The following is an 18969-nucleotide window of genomic DNA, read 5'->3' on the forward strand; positions in this document are numbered from 1 at the left end:
GCGTGCTCTCCTCATCATGGGCGGCCACCCATACCGGTTTCAGCGCGCATGGGACACGATGTGGCTGTCATGTCCACTGCTCTCGATGAGGAGAACAATGTCCACGCCCAATTCCGACGCGCCTCCAGAGATATCCGGACCACAACCCGCCTCGGTGAACGACGGTGGGAGAGACACACCTGGACCGAGCATGCGGACCATCGCCTTCTCGAGCCTGATGGGAACGACCGTCGAATGGTTTGACTTCTTCGCCTATTCGACTGCCGCGGCACTCATCATCAATTCGCTGTTCTTCCCCGAATACGACCCCATCGTCGGTATGATACTCGCCTTCGGCGGTATCGCAGTCGGTTACTTCGGACGCCCACTCGGATCGATCGTCTTCGGGCATTTCGGAGACCGCATCGGTCGCAAGACCATGCTCGTCCTCTCGCTCATGCTCATGGGAGGTGCGACGTTCGCCATCGGACTTCTCCCGACTTACTCGCAGATCGGAGTTGCGGCACCACTGTTGCTCATGTCCTTGCGCTTCGTCCAGGGCTTCGCTCTGGGCGGCGAATGGGGCGGGGCCGTCCTCATCGTCGTCGAGCACGCACCGGCCAGTCGCAGAGGACTGTATGGGAGCGTGCCTCAGATCGGCCTCGCACTCGGTCTGACTCTGGCGACGTTGATCTACCTCGACCTCAACCAGCTTCCTGACGCGGCATTCGCGTCGTGGGGCTGGCGCGTGCCCTTCCTCGCCAGCGCCGCACTGGTCATCGTCGGACTGCTCATCAGGATGCGGATCTCCGAGACTCCGGAGTTCCAGGCTCTGCAAGCAGAAGGACGCAGCTCACGCATGCCGATCGTGGATGCGCTGAGAACACATTGGCGTGAGATCATTCTTGCCGCACTGAGCTTCGCGGGCATCGGCGCGGTCTTCTATATGCTCTTCACCTTCAGCCTCACGTATGGGACCGAGCACATCGGCTTCGATCGAGGTCTGATGCTCATGATGGCAACGGTCTGCTCGCTGCTCTCTATCGTCGGGCTGCCGATCGCCGGACGGTTGGCAGACGCATACGGTGCCCGGAGGATCTTCGGAGTCGGATCTGCGGCCATTGCCGTCACCGCGCTCCCGTCGTTCTGGCTCATCGACACCGGCAATGCCGGGCTGGCCTTCCTCGGCTATCTTCTCGCCACAATTGCGTTCTGTGCCGCCTATGGCACCCTCGGAGTCCTCTATGCGGACGCCTTCGACGCTCGAGTCCGATACACGGGTATCTCTCTTGCCCTGGGACTCGGGACCATTCTCGGTTCTGCCTTCGTCCCCATCATTTATCTTGAGCTGCTGTCGACGTTCGGCGGATCGTGGGCGATCAGCGTCTATATGATCGTCGCCGGTGCGATCTCGTTGGCAGCCTCGGCACTGCTTCGCCGACGCTGAGATCAAATCGCGGTTGCCGGACCCGACAGATGATTATGCGCAGACTCGATGAGTTCGCTTCTGAGCCTGCGCAGTCGTACCGCCGCATGCATCCGAAAACGATACTCGGGATCGGCGAAGGCACCGCCGGTGAGTTCGCCGATCCGTTCCAGTCGCTGTTGGATGGTGTTTTTGTGGACGTGGAGTTCTCGTGCCGATCCGCTGCCGCTCTCTCCGGTGTCGAAGTACGCGCTCAGGGTGCCGAAGAGCTCTGTTCCCCTGCGTTCATCCCAGGCGATGATCGGTCCGAGCATCTCGGCGATGAATTGCTCAGCTGAACCGGGGTCGGATGACACCAAGGCCTGATACGGAGCGAAGGAGACGGCAGGCACGCTCACTCCCTCGATGCCAAAGGAGGGAAGGAGCTCCAGGCATCCCGTGACCCTCTCGACGGCTTTGAGGATGCCCGAAGAAGTCACTTCGGAGTGAACGGCGGTCGTGCGGTTGCGGTTCTCAGCTTCGAGGTGCTCGCGCAGGGCCTCTGTGCGCTTCCCTCCATCCCCCGCTGCCCACAGAACTATCAGGTGCTCGCCGCGCATCGCGAACAGGGCGGAATCTCCGATGAGCTGAACGAGGCGTCGAGATCGGCGACTGAGCTCGCCGCCGGGCGACCACAGGGCCGCCGCCGACTGGAGGGGACCTGCGAGCGACTTGAGTTCGTCGGCAGGGTCGGCCCGAGCAAGTTCGGTGCCGTCAAGGATGTCGTTGAGGATACGAGACCGCCGGCTCGCACGGGCGCTGTCGACCGCCTCCTGTTTCAACGACAGCAGAGCGGCCACATGCGCCGCGCGTTCGAGCAGTCTGCCCTCGACGTCCCGTCGCTGTCCGGAAGCCACAGGCACTACGATCGCGCCGGTTACGGAATCGGCACCAACGATTGCGACGACGATCCACTTTGTGCCTCCGGCTTTGACCGCGGTGCACCGACCGCTGTCGCGACTCTCAGCGACGGCAGAGGCAAGGAGACGTGGTGGAGGAGCAGACTCGCAGTCGCTCGGCGACGACGACACTCTCCGCAGGCGGGCATCAACCGCGATGACCGGTCGGTTCAGCGCCTGGGCGAGGGTGGCGGTGATCTCCCCAATCGAGCCACCCGCTACGACAGCTGCCGTGAGGGTCTCGTGAACTCGATTCGCGCGTTCCATATCGGCAACGTGATCGGCAAGTTCACGATAGGCCTCCTCTGCTCGCTGTGCCGCGAGTTCGCTGTTGCCAAGGAGACGCGCAGAATTGAGTGCCAGAGCCGCATGATCGGCAAAGGCCGACAGGAGAGCGATCTGCTCAGGGGTGTATTCGTGGTCGAAGCGATTGCAGGCGAACAGTGCACCGATGATCTCGTCACCGACCATCATCGGAACCCCGAGGAATGAGACCAGGCCTTCTGCCTCAACCGCCGCATCGATGCTCGGGTCCCTCGGGGCCGCGACCATGTCGTCGTATCGTGCGACCCACACCGGGGCCCGCGCTTCCACAACCTTGTTCGCCAGTCCTTTACCGGCTGGAACGAAGAGGTCCCTGAAGATCTCGGTGACTGTGCCGACGGAATGTCTGACTCGCATGCCGTCTGCACCGGCTTCCGTCTCGGCGAGATAGGTGACATCGGTGCCGATGAGCTCATGGGCTCTCTGCACCAGCCTGCTGAGCACTGTGCCGACGTCGTGGAGCTGGACGAGTTCACGCGCCGTTGCCAGCAGCCCGGTCAATTCCTGCGAGCGTCGACGAAGGTGGGATCTGGTGCTCTGCAGTTGCCCGACTGCATCGGTGACCTGTCTCGATCTCTCGGGGCTGATCCCTTCGGACCGGACTCGATCGTCGAGGCTTCTGAGGGTATCCTGCTGCTCGGAATTCGCAGCTTTGAGGAGCTCGACAACGGTGTCAGTCGAGAGTCGATCGACCTCAGAATGCCCGTCATGCGAACTCAGTTGCTCCATAAGCTCATCATAGTTCTCGTGCACCGACATCATCGTCGCCGCAGCCCCTGCAGGTCAGCCCCTCTCATGCCCCTCCGGCGGTTGCTTCGTTGCCTCTGTCCTGCTGGGGAACTGAGGAGTTCGCCCCTCGGAGAAGGCTGCCAGTCCCTCCTTCGCATCTGGACTCGCGAACGCTTGCTGCCCGTAGAGGGCTTCGGCGTGAAAAGCGGCATTCAACGGCATCTCGGACAATTGGGCAGTCGCAGATTTGATGACGGAGAGCGAGGTCCCACTGCATTCGAGCAGCCGGTGTGCAAGTGCGAACGCCTCGTCAAGGAGGTCGCCTGCCGGTACCACTCTGTTGACGAGGCCTCGACGTTCAGCGGTCGCTGCATCAACTGGCTGCCCTGTGAGCAGCAGCTCCATCGCCCAAGGATAGGGAATCTGCCGGGTGAGGCGGGCCAGAGTTCCTCCTGCAGGAACGACCCCCACTCCCGCCTCCGGCAGCCCGAAGCGTGCGGTATCTGCAGCAATCCGAAGATCCGTAGAGAGCATGATCTCAAAGCCGCCGCCCAGGCAGAGCCCGTTCACCGCCGCGATGACCGGCTTGAACAGGCGCGAGTGCTTCTGGTGGGCGCCGTCCCACTCGGAGATGTCGAAGCGTTCCTCGGCCAGAGCAGGAATCGATTCCTTCAGGTCGGCACCCACGCAGAACGCCCGATCCCCGGCGCCCGTGAGGATGACGACTCCGATCGCGGGATCGTCGCGTACCTCGTCAAAGGCATTGGACAACTCGTCATACATGGCCAGCGTGAGCGCGTTGAGCTTTTCCGGGCGGTCGATCGTGATGACTCCCACGCCGTCGCAGCACTCGAGAGTGATCCCGCTCATCGGACAGTGCCCTCGGCTCGCATTGCCGCGATGCCTGCATCGTCATATCCCGCCAGCTCTCGAAGGACAGCATCGGTGTGCTCTCCCGTGGATGGGGCCAACGCCCGAGTCAGCGGCGGTGTGCGGCTGAGTTTGATCGGCGAACCGAACATTCGCAGCGGACCGTGGTCGGGATAGTCGACTTCGACGACCATGTCTCGAGCGGCGATCTGCGGATCGTCGACAACCTCGGCGATGTCCTTGACCGCGCTGAGCGGAAGGGAATCCCCGGCGAGCTCTTTGAGCTCCGTCTTCGTCCTGTCGGCGAACCAATGGATGATCAGCGGACGCACCTTGCGCTCGTAGACCTCGTCGTCGAACCGTGCGGCCATGGTTGCAAGCTCGGGATCATCTGCCTGATCGGCTGTTCCGAAGGTTTCGCAGCTCAGACGCCAGAATTTGTCGGTGTATCCGCCGAAGAACACGTATCCGTCCTTGCACGGAAAGAGCTCGTAGGGCCGAACAAAGGGATGCTGGTTGCCAAGCGGCTGTGGGACCGTGCCCTCGACGTCATAGGCGACTACCGCATTCTCGGTGAGACTGAGGACTGAATCCTGCTGAGAGATGTCGACGAGCTGACCTTCTCCAGTCGCTTCAGCGTGCCGAAGAGCGGCAAGCGTCCCGATCACCCCATAGAGGCTTGCCGAGAGATCCCCGATGATCGTTCCGACGCGAGTCGGCGGTCCGCCCTTCTCGCCGTTCATCGACCACAGCCCGCCTGTTGCCTGCGCGCTGTTGTCGTAAGCGGGTTTGCGTCGATAGGGGCCTGTCTGCCCATAGCCGGACAGCGCTGTGTAGATGAGCTTCGGATTGACGGTGCGCAGATTGTCCCAACCGAGGCCCAGTTTGTCCATCGTGCCTGCGCGGAAGTTCTCGACCAACACGTCTGCCCGTTCGGCAAGTCTGCGCAGCGCCTCCTTGCCCTCCTCATGGCGAAGGTTGAGAGTGAGACCCAGCTTGTTTCTGTTGTACTGCGCGAAGAAGCCGCTCACCGGCTCGCGGGCGTCCCCGGTCCGCAGCTCAGGGGGGAAGCCCCGGGTGTAGTCAGGGTCATCCGGATGTTCGATCTTGATGACTGTCGCACCCAGATCGGCCAGTACCTCCGAGCAGTAAGGGCCGGCAACAACTCGAGTGATGTCGAGCACCACAACTCCGTTGAGCGCCCCAGGGGCTGCGGATTCCTGACGCAGCGCGGTCAGGAGTCGATCAATTTCTGTCATGCTCTCTCCTCTGTCGGTTCGACGAGCACCCTTGCCGAGAGCAGTGTGCCGCATTCGGGGCTGAACAGTTCTTCGATGAGGATGCGCTCGCTCTTTGAACAGCGTTCTCTGGCACGGACGCCGAGTTCGCCAAGGCGCTGGGCGGCAGGAGTGCGAACGCGCACCGCCGCGTCTCTCCAATCGTCGGCATCGCCGAGACGCGCGCCGGAAGATGGGCAGTACCAACCCTCCTCATCACGCTTCGGTGCCGCAAGATCTCGAGCAGGGGAATCAACGTCTGTAGTCAGTACACCCGGTTCCTCACCCGACGCTGAAACTCGGACGCTGCGAATTCGCCTGCGCTCCCGAGCAGTCGCCGACGAGTCGACCTTCTCTTCTCCAGATGGGTCTGGTCGGAGGATGACGCCATACACCTTGCGCGCGACAGTGGCGGTGACATAACCGTTGATGACATCGCTCAACACCGCCTCAGGATCTCGCAATAGGGGATCACCGAAGCCTCCACCTCCGGCGATCCATTGCACCAGCACATCCTGGTTACGGATCGTCACCGACTGCTGATTGATACCCAGCAATTCATTATCGCCGAAGGTGAGACGGTCCTGTGTCGGAACAACGCCATTGAGCAGTGCGAATGCAACATCGGTTTCCCTCAGGACTCGATGGCCGCTGCCACCGCCTGGCAGGCCTCCAGCGAAACCGTCCGCAACAACTGCCGAATTCGGGGCAAAGACTGTCTGCGTCACTTCCTGTGCCCCATGCAGTGTCCACGCGAATTGGAGTCCGAGCCCACCACGATGTGCCCCATGACCGGCGCTATCCACATTGAGCTGTTTCCACAGATAGAGGACGGGGTAGAGCATTTCGTTCATCTCAACGTCCGGAAGCATATTGTTGACCTGGGTCATCATTCCGGCACAGTCGAGACCGTCACGCATCGGCTGCGCACCTGAGCCCATTCCTCCGCCGTCCATATTGAACAGAACGAAGAACTCTCCGTCATCGTCCGTGCCGGCCGAAATTCCTCCCGTCCAGGAATCCGCCCACACGCCTTGAGCGCGGCCAACGATCTCGTCATCCGCACTCCGGCTGCAGGCCTCGCTCAGCAGCTTGGTGATGACTCTGCTGACCCGAGCACCCGTCGTCAGATGTCCGTTGCTGATCGGCGCAGGCGGAACCGGTTTGACGATCGACCCGGTTTCCGCCTCCACTCCGAATGCGGTCATCACGCCCTCGTTGAACGGCACGTCCCAGGCGAGAATAGGCACCACCGCCGAGGCAACACTTCCGACAAGAGCACCGAAGCTGCAGTTCACGAATCCATCGGTCTGTGGACTCGACCCGGTAAAGTCGAAATCGATTCGATCAGCCGTCTTCGTCATCGTGCAGGCGACCCGAAAGAGCTCATCGACGTGGCCGTTGTGCTCCGTCCACTCTTCCGCTTGGTACACACCGTCCGGAATGCGAGAGATGCGGGATCGCACCACCTTTTCCGCCAGCTCGAAACTCATGCGTGTGCACTCTTTGAACTCGTCGATCCCGAACTCGTCGATTGAGGCGAGCAGACGTCGTATCCCCGTGTTATTGCTTGCGATGAGTGACCGCACATCATTCCAAAACAGTGCTGGGACCCGAACATTATTGAGTATCAGACGCCTGACGGCTTCTACGGGTTCACCGCGATCGAAGATCTTGACCCCCGGAGGCAATCGAAGTGCTTCGCTGTAACAGTCATAGGCCCCAGGTGCGAAGCCCCCGGCGGTCATTCCGCCGACGTCGACGAGGTGGGCCTGCGACTGTGCCCAACCGACCAGTTCGTCGCCTGCAAAGATCGGCGAGATGATGTTCGTATCCGGTGGGTGGCTTGCTCCTGACGTGTGCGGGTCGTTGCTGATGAAAGCGTCGCCCGGGTAGACCGGTTCGTCGCCGATGGTCTTAACGAGTTCCTGAACCGCCACGCTGCCGGACCCGATGTGGAATTGAACGAAGTCCGAGTAGGCGTATATGCGACCAGTTGGATCAAAGAGGGCTGTGTTGAAATCACCTGCCTCTGTGATCACCGGAGATCCCGAAGAGCGAATCATGGCGATGCCCATCTCTTCGACGATGGAATCCAGCCGCATGCGGATAACCTCGAGGCGGATCGGATCGATTCTCGTATCAGATGTCGTCACGTTCATGACTGATCTCCTTGCAGGTGGGCAGATTGGGCCGGCGAGTCGAGTCTGATGAGGAAATGCCCCTGTGAGGTGGTTTCGACTGAAGCTCCGGACGGAACGTAGATGGTGGTGTCCGGCTCTTCCAGAAGGCAGGGGCCATCGACCGCGCCTTCTGTGCTGAAGCCCCGATAGACGCGAGCCTCGACCCTATCTCCATGTGGTTCGAGTATCGTTCGGCGGAAGTCTGAGGCAGTGTGCGACGATCCGTCGCCTGACATGCTGGCACTCTGCACTTCGCTGTACCCCACTGCTCTCACTCGCGAGTTGACCAGCAGCAGTTCGGCCTCAGTCCAGGCGGTTCCGGTTCCGAACTCGGACTCATAGTCCTTCACGAACTGTGTGCGCAGCCCTTCCTTGTCAGCTTCGGAGAACGGCCCCGGAGGCAGTGTGGTCGTGACTTCGAAGATTTGTCCCACGAACTTCATGTCTGCCTCTCGTGTGAGTTCGCGACGACAGTCGGGAATCTTTTCGGAGGAGAACCACTCTTCCGCGCGAGTCTCGAGCTGAGCGAACTCCTTCTCAAGATCGTCCGCCGTTGAAGTTAGGGTCCAAGGGCTTGTCCGTACGGCGGAATAGACCGAGTCGGCGTGCATCAGACCATAGGCGGAGAACACAGCCGCGTTCCTGGGGATGACGATCTCAGACACTCCGGCTTCGCGTGCGAGAGCGGCTGCGAAGAGCCCAGTAGCTCCCCCAAATCCGACTAATATGAATTCTCGAGGGTCGTGACCTCGATTGACGGTGATCTTTCTCAGCGCGTTCGACATCTGCGAAGCCGCCAAACGGTAGATTCCCTGAGCTGCCTCATCTGCATCGAGTCCAAGCGGCTCTGCCACCTGCTTCTCAATGGCGCGTCGCGAGCGCTCAGGATAAAGGGGCACTGTTCCCGCGAGGTAGTACTCGGGATTGATCAGCCCCAGAGTCAATGCCGCATCTGTGACTGCAGGATGTTCTCCACCCTCGCCGTAGCATGCAGGGCCGGGAACCGAGCCGGCGCTGTGCGGCCCAACTCGCATCAGTCCCCGACCATCGACCCACGCGAGGCTGCCTCCACCAGCACCGATGGTCTCGATGTCGACGGCGGTCAGACTTGTCGGCATGCCGCCGACTTCGGCTCGCGGGAGGACACGAAACTCTCCGCCGACAATTGCGGCCGAGTCAAGGCTCGTTCCTCCCATGTCTGCAGTCAGGATCTTGGTCCGGCCAAGTTCTTCTCCGAGCATTCTCGCCCCGGTCACCCCTCCGACCGGACCGGAGTTGAACATCGAGATCGGCGCCTTCGATGTCTCTTCGACCGAGAGAAACCCGCCGTGTACCTGCATGATTTGGATGGGGGTACGCAGCCCAGACGCTTTGAGCCTCCGGTCGAGTTCATGAAAGTGCTCGACGACTAAGGGTTTGACCGCTGCGTCCAGCGTTGTCGTGACCATCCGCTCATATTCTCTGTACACGGGGGTCAATCTGCTTGAAAGCGTGTAAGGCACCCCCGGGTAGTGCTCATCGATGTATTCGGCCAGAGCCTCTTCATGTGCAGAGTTTCTGAATGACCACAGAAGACAGATGGCGATAGATTCGGCGTCCGAGGCAATGGCCGCCTCGACGGCCTTCTCAATGCCTTCAGGTGAAAGCTGAAGCAGCACATTTCCATGCGTGTCGATCCGTTCCGGCACCTCGAAGATCCTCTTGCGTTCGACGACATCAGGTGGCGGAGCCATGGCATGGGGATCACGTTCATCCGTGCGAGCCGAACGAGCGATCCGCAGAGTATCGCGAAATCCTGCTGTCGTGAGAAGAGAGACGCGGGCGTATTTCTGCTCATCGACCGCATTCGTCACTATGGTGTTTCCCAGAACGAAGCGTTCGATCTTCGGCACGAACTCCTCTTCATTACGTCCCAAGCGATCGCGAAGCACCTCAAGTGCGCTGAGAATCCCCGTCGTCACATCCTTGGTGGAGAATGCTTTCGCTGTGTAAGCTCGTCCGTCTTCAATTGCCACGGCGTCGGTGAATGTTCCGCCGACGTCTATTCCCACATGCAGCGCCATAATGAGCTCCTGCCTCTCCGTTGAGCGTGTTGTAAATGACCAGACCGTCACCGGCCGAACTGTTCACTCGAGGCTAGAACGAGGACGATGCGGCGAACATATGACGAAGGCACAAACCTGCAGGCGGAACTATGGCCGAATCGCCACTATCGCACCGTGCACGATTCGATGACGTCGCCGACTTCCTGGCTGGCAGTGCGCTGGGCATGACCCCAATGCCAGATCTGGGCTCCCATGAGAACCTGCCCCCAGCTCCACCGCCACGGACCGGTCAGCTCCGATAGAGCCCAGGCATCGAGGAGACCAGCTGCCGAGTGTATTCATTCTCTGGGGTGTCCATGACTGCGTCACCGGCACCCTGCTCGACGATCTTCCCTCGCTCCATCACCGCGATGCGGTGGGACAGGTGGCGGACGACGGCAAGGTTGTGCGAGATGAACAGATAGGTCATTCCCGTGGCATTCTGGATCTCGACGAGGAGGTTGAGGACCTGGGCCTGGACCGAAACGTCGAGCGCCGAGGTCGGCTCATCCAAGACGATGAGCTCTGGCTCGGTGATGATCGCCCTTGCGATCGCGATGCGCTGGCGCTGTCCCCCGGAGAATTCGTGTGGCAGGCGGTCGAGCACGTCTTGTCCGAGTCCCACGGATTCCAACGCATCGGTGGCTCTTCGGTCCCATTCGGCTCGCGGGCTCTTGGCGGACCGCAGAGGTTCGACAAGTGTTCGCCGCACCGAGTACCTCGGATCCAGCGAGTCATTTGGGTCTTGGAAGACCATTCGCACCGTTCTCCGGTAGGCCTTCCGTCGTCTCTTCGGAAGGTGGGTGACATCCTGCCCATCCATGACGATGGATCCCTGAGTCGGTGCATCCATCAGTGTGATGGCGCGAGCGAGGGTGCTCTTCCCACACCCCGATTCTCCAACCAGCCCAAAAGTCTGACCTTGGGGAACCTCCAGAGAGACGCCGTCAAGGGCACGGAACTTGTTCTTGCCGTGGCCGTAGTCTTTGACGAGGTCGATTGCGGCGATCTTCGGCGTACTCTCACTCATGCGTCTTCCAACTCCTGGATGGTCTGCCGTCTGACGGCATCGATGGTTGCCAAGGGCGAACGTGGCGACAATGCTCTGCGCGGAAGGCTCTCGAGCAGAGCTCGTGTGTAAGGGTGCTCGGGTGCATCGAGAACTGCTGCGGCTCGACCACGTTCGACGATTCGTCCCTGGTACATCACCGCCACCCGATCGCACACCTCGCTGACTATTCCCAGGTCATGGCTGATGAAAAGGATTCCGATCCCGGTTTCGTCTCGCAGATCGCGGAAGATCTTGAGGATCTGTGCCTGGACCGTGACGTCCAAGGCTGTTGTGGCCTCGTCCGCCACCAGCAGCCGTGGTCCAGCCACCATCGCCATCGCAATCACGACTCTTTGTCGCTGACCTCCCGAGAGCTCATGCGGGAATGCACCGATACGTCGCTTGGCATCCGGCATTCTCACCGCTTCGAGCAGTTCGAGAGCGCGCGCGTCTGCCTCCTGCTTGGTCGGATGGCCGTGGATATAGAGCGCCTCGGCAATCTGATCGCCGATCCTCACGCACGGGTTAAGAGCCGTCATCGGTTCCTGGAACACCATGCCGGCATTCCGACCTCGGACTTCGGCCCATTCCGTCTCCTTGGCTCCGATCATGTCCCGACCAGCCACCTCGAGCCTCTCAGCGGAGACCACTGCCGAATCCGGAAGGAGGCCGAGAGCAGCATGGGCGATGCTTGATTTTCCGCTGCCGGACTCGCCGATGAGGCCGACGATCTCTGAGCTGCCCACAGTCAGGCTGACGTCGCTGACGACGTTGTTTCCCGAACCGTAGTGCAGGTCCATCCCCTCGATGGCGAGGGCGTCGTTTCCTCCCGCCTGTGCCCGGTTCATTGCGACATCCAAGCGGTGCGCAGCGCAATTCGAGACGTGCTGTAGTCAGTGGAGTAGTCCTTGAGGACGTCTTGATTCCATACTTCGAAGTCCGACGGGACAGCCATTGGAACGATCACAAGTGCCTCCTCGGCAACGTTGTCTGCGAGGTCTTGGATGAGCTGCGCCTTCTTCTCCTCATCGGTTTCCTTCTTCGCTTCAGCCAGCAGCTCCATGGCCTTGGCAGCGTCAGGATTGTCCTTCCACTGGTTGAGCGCACCATTCTCTGACAGGAACGAGTCGTAGTAAAAGGTCGGATCCGGCTTGTACGACCAGGGCAGTGAGACCAGGCCGTCAAAGCTCTGTCCCGACGTGAAGATCGGACTCAGCTCGCTCGTTGATTTCGCTTTGAGGCTGACGTTGATGCCGACGTCCGAGAGCTGCTGCTGCATGAGCTCGTAGATCGGGTGCTGTGATTGGGAGGTGTCTCCGAAGTACGACAGCTCAATGGTGGGGTGGGGTGTCTCAGTCTCTTGGAGCAGCTGTTTGGCCTTGTCCAGATTGCGCTGGTAGTTGGGAGTACTGTCCGTGACCGCTGGGGCAGCAGGGTCGCCTGCGGGCGCCGCGTACGAGACTTCACCGTCACCGTACTGAGCGGTCTTGATGAGCACATCCCGGTTGAGTGCCAGTGACACCGCCTGCCTGACCTTCTTGTCCTTCAAAGGGCCGGATGTCGGGTTGATGAAGATCGGCAGAGCCTGGGTGGAATAGGTCTTGCCCAGCGTCCAGTTGCCGAATGCGGCCTGCTTCGCTGTGACGCCATCGGTGAAGCTCGCTGCGTCGACACTGCCCTGTTGGACCGCTGCCAATCTCGTACTGTCATCTGGAATGATGCGAAACTCTATTCCGTCCAATCTGGGCTGGTCCTTCGCCCAATACTCGTCATTCTTCTCAAACGTCATCGAAACGCCGTCCTGCCAGTCCGTGAGTACGAACGGACCCGTGCCGTAGCTGCGCTTCTCACGATCTTCCTTGGACGCTTTCGCGTACCCATCGGAGCTGACCATGAGGAACAGCTCCCTGTTGGCCAGAGCGTTGATGAAGGTGCTGTCTGCCTGATTGAGAGTGAGCTCGACGCTGTACTCATCGAGCTTCTTCGCCGATTTCAGACCGGGCAGATATGCGGCTTTGCCTGAGGTCGACTTCATGTACTGCTCGAACGAATAGACGACATCGTCGGCATCGAAGGCAGATCCGTCTGCGAACTTCACTCCTTCACGCAGCTGGAAGCGGTAGGTCGTCTCGTCTTCTTGAGAGTAGGACACCGCCAGCTCTGGTTGGATCTTCCCCGACTCATCCTTCGACAGCAGAGACTCGTAGGCCTGGTCCATGAGGTGCTGGCCTGCGATGGACGATGCGATCACCGGGTCGATGCCTCCTGCCGGGGGCTGGATCGCAATGGCATATTTCAATGTGCCGCCGTCGGCGGGAGGCCCGTCTGCACTTGTCGATGAGGTGTTCCCGCAGGCTGTCACACCAATGAGCATGGCCGCGGCCGATATCACGGCAATGGCCGAGCGAATGCTTCTCTTCATCGTCGTGTCCTTTCAGATCCGGTCGATACGACGTCTTTGGGCTGATGTGCGGTTTCTGTTTCTGTCGAATCTGTCTGGTCCGCGGTGCCCGCCGGCGACGGAGTCTTCGACTTGCGAAGGATCGTGGGCCCGCCTCTTGAACCGGGCAGACCGACATCGACACGGGGCGCAAGGTATTCCTGGGCACCGTCGGCGAGCAGATTCCACGCGATGGCGAGGACGACGATGAGCAACGTGGGCAAGATGACGAGGAGGGGGTCGATCTGCATGAATCTCGTCGATTCGCTGATCATCCTTCCCGCCGATGGATTGGGTGCAGGCACTCCCTGTCCCAGGTAACTCAGCGCAGCCTCGACGAGCACGACGGTCGAAGCCACCGTGGCGAAATTGATGGCGAGCGGAGTGAAGGCGTTCGGAAGGAGGTGGCTGAGCGCTATGCGCACCGGGCCCACCCCGTTCATCTCCGCGGCCCGAACGAAGTCACGCTCTTTGAGGACGAGAACCGGTCCCCTCGTTACTCGGGCGAATGACGGAGCGAAGACGACGCCAAGGGCGAAGATGAGAGGCAGCGGCCCGGTTCCGAAGGCCACGCCCACGATCAGGGCGACCAGAATCGCCGGGATGGAGAGCACAGTGTCGACGATCCGCATGATCACTGAGTCGATCCACCCTCCGGCATAACCGGCGATCAGGCCGAGAATGGTGCCGACGACCCCGGCGAGCACGGCCGTACCGGCAGAGATCAGGAGGGACAGGCCAGTAGCGATGCCCATTCGCACGAGCAGGTCTCGGCCGACGTGATCGGTGCCGAGCGGATGCTGTCCCGACGGCAAGAGCAGCGGGTCGCCGACGGTTTCGTTCATCGGAAATGTCGGTGCGAGGAACATCACCAACGCCCAGCAGATGAGCAGTCCGATGATGACGGCGCCGGCAATCAAAGACGGCGCCTTTCGCAGGCCCGATCGCTTGCGAGCTCGCGGTATCCGGGCAATGCCGGTGTTCGGATTGGTCATGACGACAAGCTCCTTACACGTGGATCGATGATGGGGTACATCAGATCGATGACGAAGTTGATGAGCACGTACATACAGCCGATGAGAAGAACACAGGCCTGGATCACCGGGTAGTCCGAGGACCGAATCGCATCGACGAGCGTCGTGCCGAAGCCGGGCAGTGAGAACACGGTTTCAACGACCACCGTCCCGCCCACGAGAGTGCCGAGCTCGATCCCGACCACGGTGGTGACCGGAATGAGTGCATTCCGAAAAGCATGCCGGGTGATGATGCGCCCGGGGAGGGCCCCTTTGGCTCGAGCGCTCTTCACAAAGTCCTGCGAGAAGGTGTCGAGGAGTGTTCCGCGCAGGTAGCGCATAATGACCGCTGCCATCACGACGCCCAGCAGCAGCGCCGGCAGCAGAAAGACGCTCAGATTCTTCACCGGATCCTGTGTGAATGGAACATAGCCGAAGAGCTGAGCCCGCACGGTCAGGGAGTTGAGCAGAAGCAGCACCGTGCCGAGGGCGAATGGTGGGATCGCCAGGAATGCGAAGCTGAGGAATCGACTGCTGGTGTCGAACACGCCGTTGATTCGACGAGCCGCCCACAATCCGACGGGGATGCCGATGACCAGACCGAAGGCCGTGGCCATGATCGCCAGTTCAATGCTCACGGGTAGCCGGCCGGCCACCAGCTGCATGACGGTGTAGGGCTTTGTCAGAGACTGGCCGAAGTCCCCCTGGAGGACACCGCCGATCCACGAGAAGTACTGGATCCAGAACGGTCGGTCAAGGCCGAGCTCGTGGCGCAGGGAGGCGATCACCGCTGGGTCGGGATTGTTCTGGTCGATCAAAGCAGCGACGGGATCACCCGGAATGGCTCGCACCATCGCGAACACCATGAGTGACAGAAGGAAGAGAACGAAGAGGGAGGAACCAACCCGTTTGATCAGGTAGTGGAGCACGACTGGTCTCTCCTTCGACTCATGAGCGGAGTCCCGGCGGCAGAGTCACTGCCGCGGTCAAGGCCTCGCTCGCAGGCCCTGCCCGGGGACTTCTCGGACGTGCACAAACGAAAAGTGAACATACTGTACTATCACACTTTCTTTCTGTACTGAATCATTGATTGTGAACTGTAACACATTGAGATTTCTCCGGTGTTTCGTCCGCGGGCGGATGTCGAAGAGGCGCGCGTGAACATAGATGACGCTCGTCCGGTCGACTCGGACTGAGCCTGCTCAGCCCGAAGCGAGCCCGATCAGCTGGGGGCGAACGGAGTCTTGCGAGAGTCCTCGCCCATGTCGACCGCGATGGCCCGGATGTGCCCAGTGTCGCCGTCGATTGCTGCCAGAGGTGTCATATCGGATTCCTGTCTCATCTTTGAGATCGTGCGGTCAGCCACATGCGAATCACCACGCAGCAAGTTCGACCGTACGATAAATGAGCTGCGATGGGTATGTGGAATAGCCACAGAGACGCCTGCCCTCTCATAGGAAGACGACCTACCGCCGTCAGCAGCGCCACATCGGAATACCCGGGGTGACATCGGCGTGCACACCATTTACACACGTCATCGGAGTGGGATAGAACTGGTCCATGCCCTACTTCAACGGCGAAGCCTCGCACTGGCTGGCGCAGTCACCCGCCGATCCTCACACTTCCTCCCCGCTTCCCACCGAGAAGCAGGATCTCGTCATCGTCGGCGGTGGGATGACCGGACTCTGGTCCGCCTACTATGCCCGCCAGGCCCATCCCGACTGGCAGATCACCATCATCGAGGCCAAGCACATCGGCTATGGGGCCTCCGGCCGCAACGGCGGCTGGCTCTCGACCCTGATGCCTGGGAATCGGGCCAAGTACGCCGAGGCGGTCGATCGTGCCAGAACCGAGGACCCGAACCGGCCTGTGGGCTCGACAGGCATCGGCGGAGTGGAGTCCGTGCGATCGTTCCAATCGGCGCTCTTCGACTCGATCGACGAAGTCCTCGAGGTCCTCAATCGGGAGCACATCGATGCCCATCAGGTCCGCGGCGGCCACATCGACATCGCCCAGTCCAGGCCGGACTGACCCGTCTCCACGAACTCTTCGACGGCGACCGTCAGTACGGCTACGGCCCCGAGGACATGGAATTCCTCGATGCCGAGGCGACGAAGGCTCACATCAACGTCGACAATGCTCAGGGCAGCGTGTTCTTCCCCGGCGCGGCCCGCATCGACCCCGCGCTGCTCACGCACGGGCTCGCACGAGTGCTCCGCACCCAGGGCGTGACGATCTGTGAGGACACCGCGGCCGGCCACATCGGCAAGAATGTCGTTTCGACCAACCGCGGCCCCGTTACCGGGGACACGATCTTCGTGTGCCTCGAAGGCTATTCGGACACCGTCAGCGGCGACCTCCCGGGGCTGGCGGGACGCCAGGTCATCCCCGTGTTCTCCTCGATGATCGCGACCGACCCGCTCCCCACCTCGGCGTGGGAGGACATCGGCTGGGAGGGCAGGGAATGCCTCGGCGACACCGCACACACCTTCATCTACGCCCAGCGGACCGACGACGATCGGATCGCCCTGGGCGGGCGCGGGGCACCGTACGCTTTTGGCTCAGGTCTGCCGGGTGACGGTGAGGTTCCCGCCGAGGTGGTCGATCTGCTCCGGACGCGACTGTCCTCGCTCTTCCCAGACCTTGACTTCGAGGTCGCCCACGCCTGGCCCGGGGCTTTGGGAGTGACCCGGGACTGGTGCGCCGGAATCTTCTTCGACCAGGACCGGCGGATCGGGGTCACCCGCGGTTACGCCGGTCATGGGGTGACCGCCACGCACCTGGCGGCGAAGACATTGCTCGACCGCTCCTCGGGCCAACCGACCCCGCTGACATCGCTGCCGTGGAATGACCACTTCTCCGGTAGGTGGGAGCCCGAACCGATCCGCTGGCTGGGCATCCGCTCGATGCATCGGATCTTCACTATCGCCGATGAATGGGAGGCCATCACCGGCGCGAAGAAGACGAGCCTGCTCGCTCGGTTCGGGTCACGTCTGGCCGGACTGCACGAATAGCCGAATCATTTCGCATCGCCGTACAGCAGCTCTCCGCCGATGACGGTCGCCGTCGCGACGACCGACGAGATCGATGAGGACTCGACTGCGAGAATGTCTTCGCTCAGGGCCACGAAATCGGCAAGCTGACCGACCCGCAGTGTGCCGACCTCGTTCTCTCGATCAACCGCATAGGCCGAACCGTAGGTATATGCATGCAGGGCTTCTGTGATGGTCACCTGCTCCTCCGGTGCGAAGTCAGCGCCCGAGGATGTTCTGCGGTTGACGAGGTCGTGAATCGAGACGAAGGGGTTGGCATCGGAGACCGGAGAATCGGTGGATCCCGGCACGACCATTCCAGCATCGAGGAGGGAACGCATGCGGTAGGTGCCCCGGGCGCGTTCCTCGCCGATGGCGGTGAGGATGCCGTCGCCGAATTCGGAGATGAATACGCCTTGTGGGACAGGAACGACGCCCAGTTCCGCTGCCCGTCCGACCTGCTCGTCCGTGGCGATGGCGAAGTGCTCGATGCGATGCCTGGCGCTCCTCGGTGAGTCGGCGAGCGCGGCGGCAATGCCGTCGAGCGCGTGGTCGATGGCCCGGTCCCCGATCGCGTGGGTAGCGACGGTCCACCCGGCGCGGTGGTGGGCAGGGATGATCGTGAGCAGCTCTTCTGGTTCGACTACCATGAGCCCCCGATTCGCGCTCTCTCCGCAATAGCACTCGTGGACCGCGGCCGACCTGCCGATGAGGGAGCCGTCGGAGACGATCTTGACCGGCCCGAATCTCAGACGGTCCCCTCCGAAACCGGTGCGAATTCCCAAGTCAAGCGTGTGCTTCCCTTCAGAGTTGAGCTCCAGTTCATGTAAGACGTGGTGGAACGGCATGATCGTCATCCGGGGGCGCAGCGCATTCTGCGCGATCGCCGACTGGTAGACGTTGATGATCGGAGAATTGAGCCCCAGTGCTCCGCCGACGATGATTCCGGGTTCGGTGAGACTGGTCAGGCCGTACTTGAGTGACTGCTCGGACGCCAGGCGGAGAGCCTCCAGCGATTCATTCTCCGTGATCTTCGCCGCCTCGAGTTGGATCGGATCACCGGCGTTCTCCTGCAGCAGGCCCTCGGCACGGCCCCGGGCATCACGGATGACTCGGCCACCGGGGATATCGGGATACCCCTCTCTGCCTCTCGCGCCCACGAGCTCAAAGGCTGCCGTGTTCGCGACGATCATATGGTGTGAGACGTGTTCGACGATTGCGGGACGCCCGCCGGTGACCTTGTCCAGACCTTCGGCAGTGGGATGCCCGCCGAGGCGGTTCTGGTCGTATCCGCTGCCCCTGACCCATGCTCCGGTCGGCAGGGACTCGGCGCGTTTGGCCAAGGAGGCATAGAGTTCGTCGAGGTTCGTCACAGTTGGGTAGCGCAGATCGACGTTGGCGAGCTGTTCTCCCGTTCCCATCGTGTGGTGGTGGGCATCGTGCAGGCCAGGGATGACTCGCTTCTCGCCGAAGTCGAATTCCTCTTTCGCGCTCAGTCCGTCCATATCGTCGACGGCGACGATGCGGCCGTTGTGGACGGCGATTGAAGTGGCTTCGGGAGCATCGGGGTTCCCTGTCCAGAATCGTCCGTGCCAGATGCTGTCGATCTTCATTGGGTTCCTT

Annotated in this window: 14 protein-coding genes; 3 read left to right on the top strand and 11 right to left on the bottom strand. The window is 61.3% G+C overall.

The features are described from left to right. Window positions 1–97 precede the first annotated feature (97 nt). Window positions 98–1426, top strand: a complete 1329-nt coding sequence (locus FO013_RS14225) for an MFS transporter (protein ID WP_186293125.1) — start codon at window positions 98–100, stop codon at window positions 1424–1426. A 2-nt stretch (window positions 1427–1428) separates the two neighbouring features. Here the strand turns inward: FO013_RS14225 and FO013_RS14230 are convergent, their stop codons facing one another. From FO013_RS14230 to FO013_RS14275, 10 genes are all read right to left on the bottom strand, one after another. After that, complete coding sequence (locus tag FO013_RS14230; protein WP_186293126.1) at window positions 1429–3396, bottom strand: helix-turn-helix domain-containing protein; 1968 nt, start codon at window positions 3394–3396, stop codon at window positions 1429–1431. A gap of 54 nt (window positions 3397–3450) precedes the next feature. Further along, entirely contained in the window at window positions 3451–4266 is an 816-nt protein-coding gene (locus FO013_RS14235) for an enoyl-CoA hydratase/isomerase family protein (RefSeq protein ID WP_143923236.1), read from the bottom strand. Beyond that, window positions 4263–5525: a CaiB/BaiF CoA transferase family protein gene (locus tag FO013_RS14240; protein WP_143923237.1), complete on the bottom strand. Its 1263-nt coding sequence runs from the start codon at window positions 5523–5525 to the stop codon at window positions 4263–4265. The genes FO013_RS14235 and FO013_RS14240 overlap by 4 nt, the downstream gene beginning before the upstream one ends. Then, on the bottom strand, window positions 5522–7705 hold the full coding sequence (locus FO013_RS14245; protein WP_222103638.1) for a hydantoinase B/oxoprolinase family protein: 2184 nt from the start codon (window positions 7703–7705) through the stop codon (window positions 5522–5524). The genes FO013_RS14240 and FO013_RS14245 overlap by 4 nt, the downstream gene beginning before the upstream one ends. After that, window positions 7702–9789: a hydantoinase/oxoprolinase family protein gene (locus FO013_RS14250; RefSeq protein ID WP_143923238.1), complete on the bottom strand. Its 2088-nt coding sequence runs from the start codon at window positions 9787–9789 to the stop codon at window positions 7702–7704. The genes FO013_RS14245 and FO013_RS14250 overlap by 4 nt, the downstream gene beginning before the upstream one ends. Window positions 9790–10060: 271 nt before the next feature. Further along, window positions 10061–10840 (bottom strand): ATP-binding cassette domain-containing protein, encoded by a 780-nt coding sequence (locus FO013_RS14255; RefSeq protein ID WP_143923239.1) that lies wholly within the window; start codon window positions 10838–10840, stop codon window positions 10061–10063. Continuing rightward, a complete protein-coding gene (locus FO013_RS14260; protein WP_143923240.1) occupies window positions 10837–11709 on the bottom strand; it encodes an ABC transporter ATP-binding protein in 873 nt (290 codons plus the stop codon). Before FO013_RS14260 ends, FO013_RS14255 begins: the two co-directional genes overlap by 4 nt. Beyond that, window positions 11706–13283: an ABC transporter substrate-binding protein gene (locus FO013_RS14265; protein WP_143923241.1), complete on the bottom strand. Its 1578-nt coding sequence runs from the start codon at window positions 13281–13283 to the stop codon at window positions 11706–11708. The genes FO013_RS14260 and FO013_RS14265 overlap by 4 nt, the downstream gene beginning before the upstream one ends. Then, the gene (locus FO013_RS14270) at window positions 13280–14296 is read right to left on the bottom strand and encodes an ABC transporter permease (protein WP_143923242.1); all 1017 of its coding nucleotides are present in this window, start codon (window positions 14294–14296) and stop codon (window positions 13280–13282) included. Before FO013_RS14270 ends, FO013_RS14265 begins: the two co-directional genes overlap by 4 nt. Next, the gene (locus tag FO013_RS14275; RefSeq protein ID WP_143923243.1) at window positions 14293–15243 is read right to left on the bottom strand and encodes an ABC transporter permease; all 951 of its coding nucleotides are present in this window, start codon (window positions 15241–15243) and stop codon (window positions 14293–14295) included. Before FO013_RS14275 ends, FO013_RS14270 begins: the two co-directional genes overlap by 4 nt. Before the next feature lie 631 nt (window positions 15244–15874). On the opposite strand from FO013_RS14275, the gene FO013_RS22900 reads away from it, so the two are divergent. Beyond that, a complete protein-coding gene (locus FO013_RS22900; protein ID WP_260848163.1) occupies window positions 15875–16345 on the top strand; it encodes an FAD-dependent oxidoreductase in 471 nt (156 codons plus the stop codon). A 56-nt stretch (window positions 16346–16401) separates the two neighbouring features. After that, on the top strand, window positions 16402–17328 hold the full coding sequence (locus FO013_RS22905) for an NAD(P)/FAD-dependent oxidoreductase (RefSeq protein WP_260848164.1): 927 nt from the start codon (window positions 16402–16404) through the stop codon (window positions 17326–17328). A 5-nt stretch (window positions 17329–17333) separates the two neighbouring features. On the opposite strand, the gene FO013_RS14285 is transcribed toward FO013_RS22905, so the two are convergent. Further along, a complete protein-coding gene (locus FO013_RS14285; RefSeq protein WP_143923244.1) occupies window positions 17334–18959 on the bottom strand; it encodes an amidohydrolase in 1626 nt (541 codons plus the stop codon). Window positions 18960–18969 lie beyond the last annotated feature (10 nt).

Origin of the sequence: Brevibacterium aurantiacum (genome assembly GCF_007558825.1) — a bacterium.
Classification (GTDB): Bacteria; Actinomycetota; Actinomycetes; order Actinomycetales; family Brevibacteriaceae; genus Brevibacterium; species Brevibacterium aurantiacum_A.

Bases quoted from the DNA above. Each gene is read 5' to 3' on its own strand.
- FO013_RS22900 (WP_260848163.1), top strand. From the start codon at position 15,875: ATGCCCTACTTCAACGGCGAAGCCTCGCACTGGCTGGCGCAGTCACCC.
- FO013_RS14230 (WP_186293126.1), bottom strand. From the start codon at position 3,396: ATGGAGCAACTGAGTTCGCATGACGGGCATTCTGAGGTCGATCGACTC.
- FO013_RS14260 (WP_143923240.1), bottom strand. From the start codon at position 11,709: ATGAACCGGGCACAGGCGGGAGGAAACGACGCCCTCGCCATCGAGGGG.
- FO013_RS14225 (WP_186293125.1), top strand. From the start codon at position 98: ATGTCCACGCCCAATTCCGACGCGCCTCCAGAGATATCCGGACCACAA.
- FO013_RS14250 (WP_143923238.1), bottom strand. From the start codon at position 9,789: ATGGCGCTGCATGTGGGAATAGACGTCGGCGGAACATTCACCGACGCC.
- FO013_RS14255 (WP_143923239.1), bottom strand. From the start codon at position 10,840: ATGAGTGAGAGTACGCCGAAGATCGCCGCAATCGACCTCGTCAAAGAC.
- FO013_RS14240 (WP_143923237.1), bottom strand. From the start codon at position 5,525: ATGACAGAAATTGATCGACTCCTGACCGCGCTGCGTCAGGAATCCGCA.
- FO013_RS14285 (WP_143923244.1), bottom strand. From the start codon at position 18,959: ATGAAGATCGACAGCATCTGGCACGGACGATTCTGGACAGGGAACCCC.
- FO013_RS14235 (WP_143923236.1), bottom strand. From the start codon at position 4,266: ATGAGCGGGATCACTCTCGAGTGCTGCGACGGCGTGGGAGTCATCACG.
- FO013_RS22905 (WP_260848164.1), top strand. From the start codon at position 16,402: ATGGAATTCCTCGATGCCGAGGCGACGAAGGCTCACATCAACGTCGAC.
- FO013_RS14245 (WP_222103638.1), bottom strand. From the start codon at position 7,705: ATGAACGTGACGACATCTGATACGAGAATCGATCCGATCCGCCTCGAG.
- FO013_RS14265 (WP_143923241.1), bottom strand. From the start codon at position 13,283: ATGAAGAGAAGCATTCGCTCGGCCATTGCCGTGATATCGGCCGCGGCC.
- FO013_RS14270 (WP_143923242.1), bottom strand. From the start codon at position 14,296: ATGACCAATCCGAACACCGGCATTGCCCGGATACCGCGAGCTCGCAAG.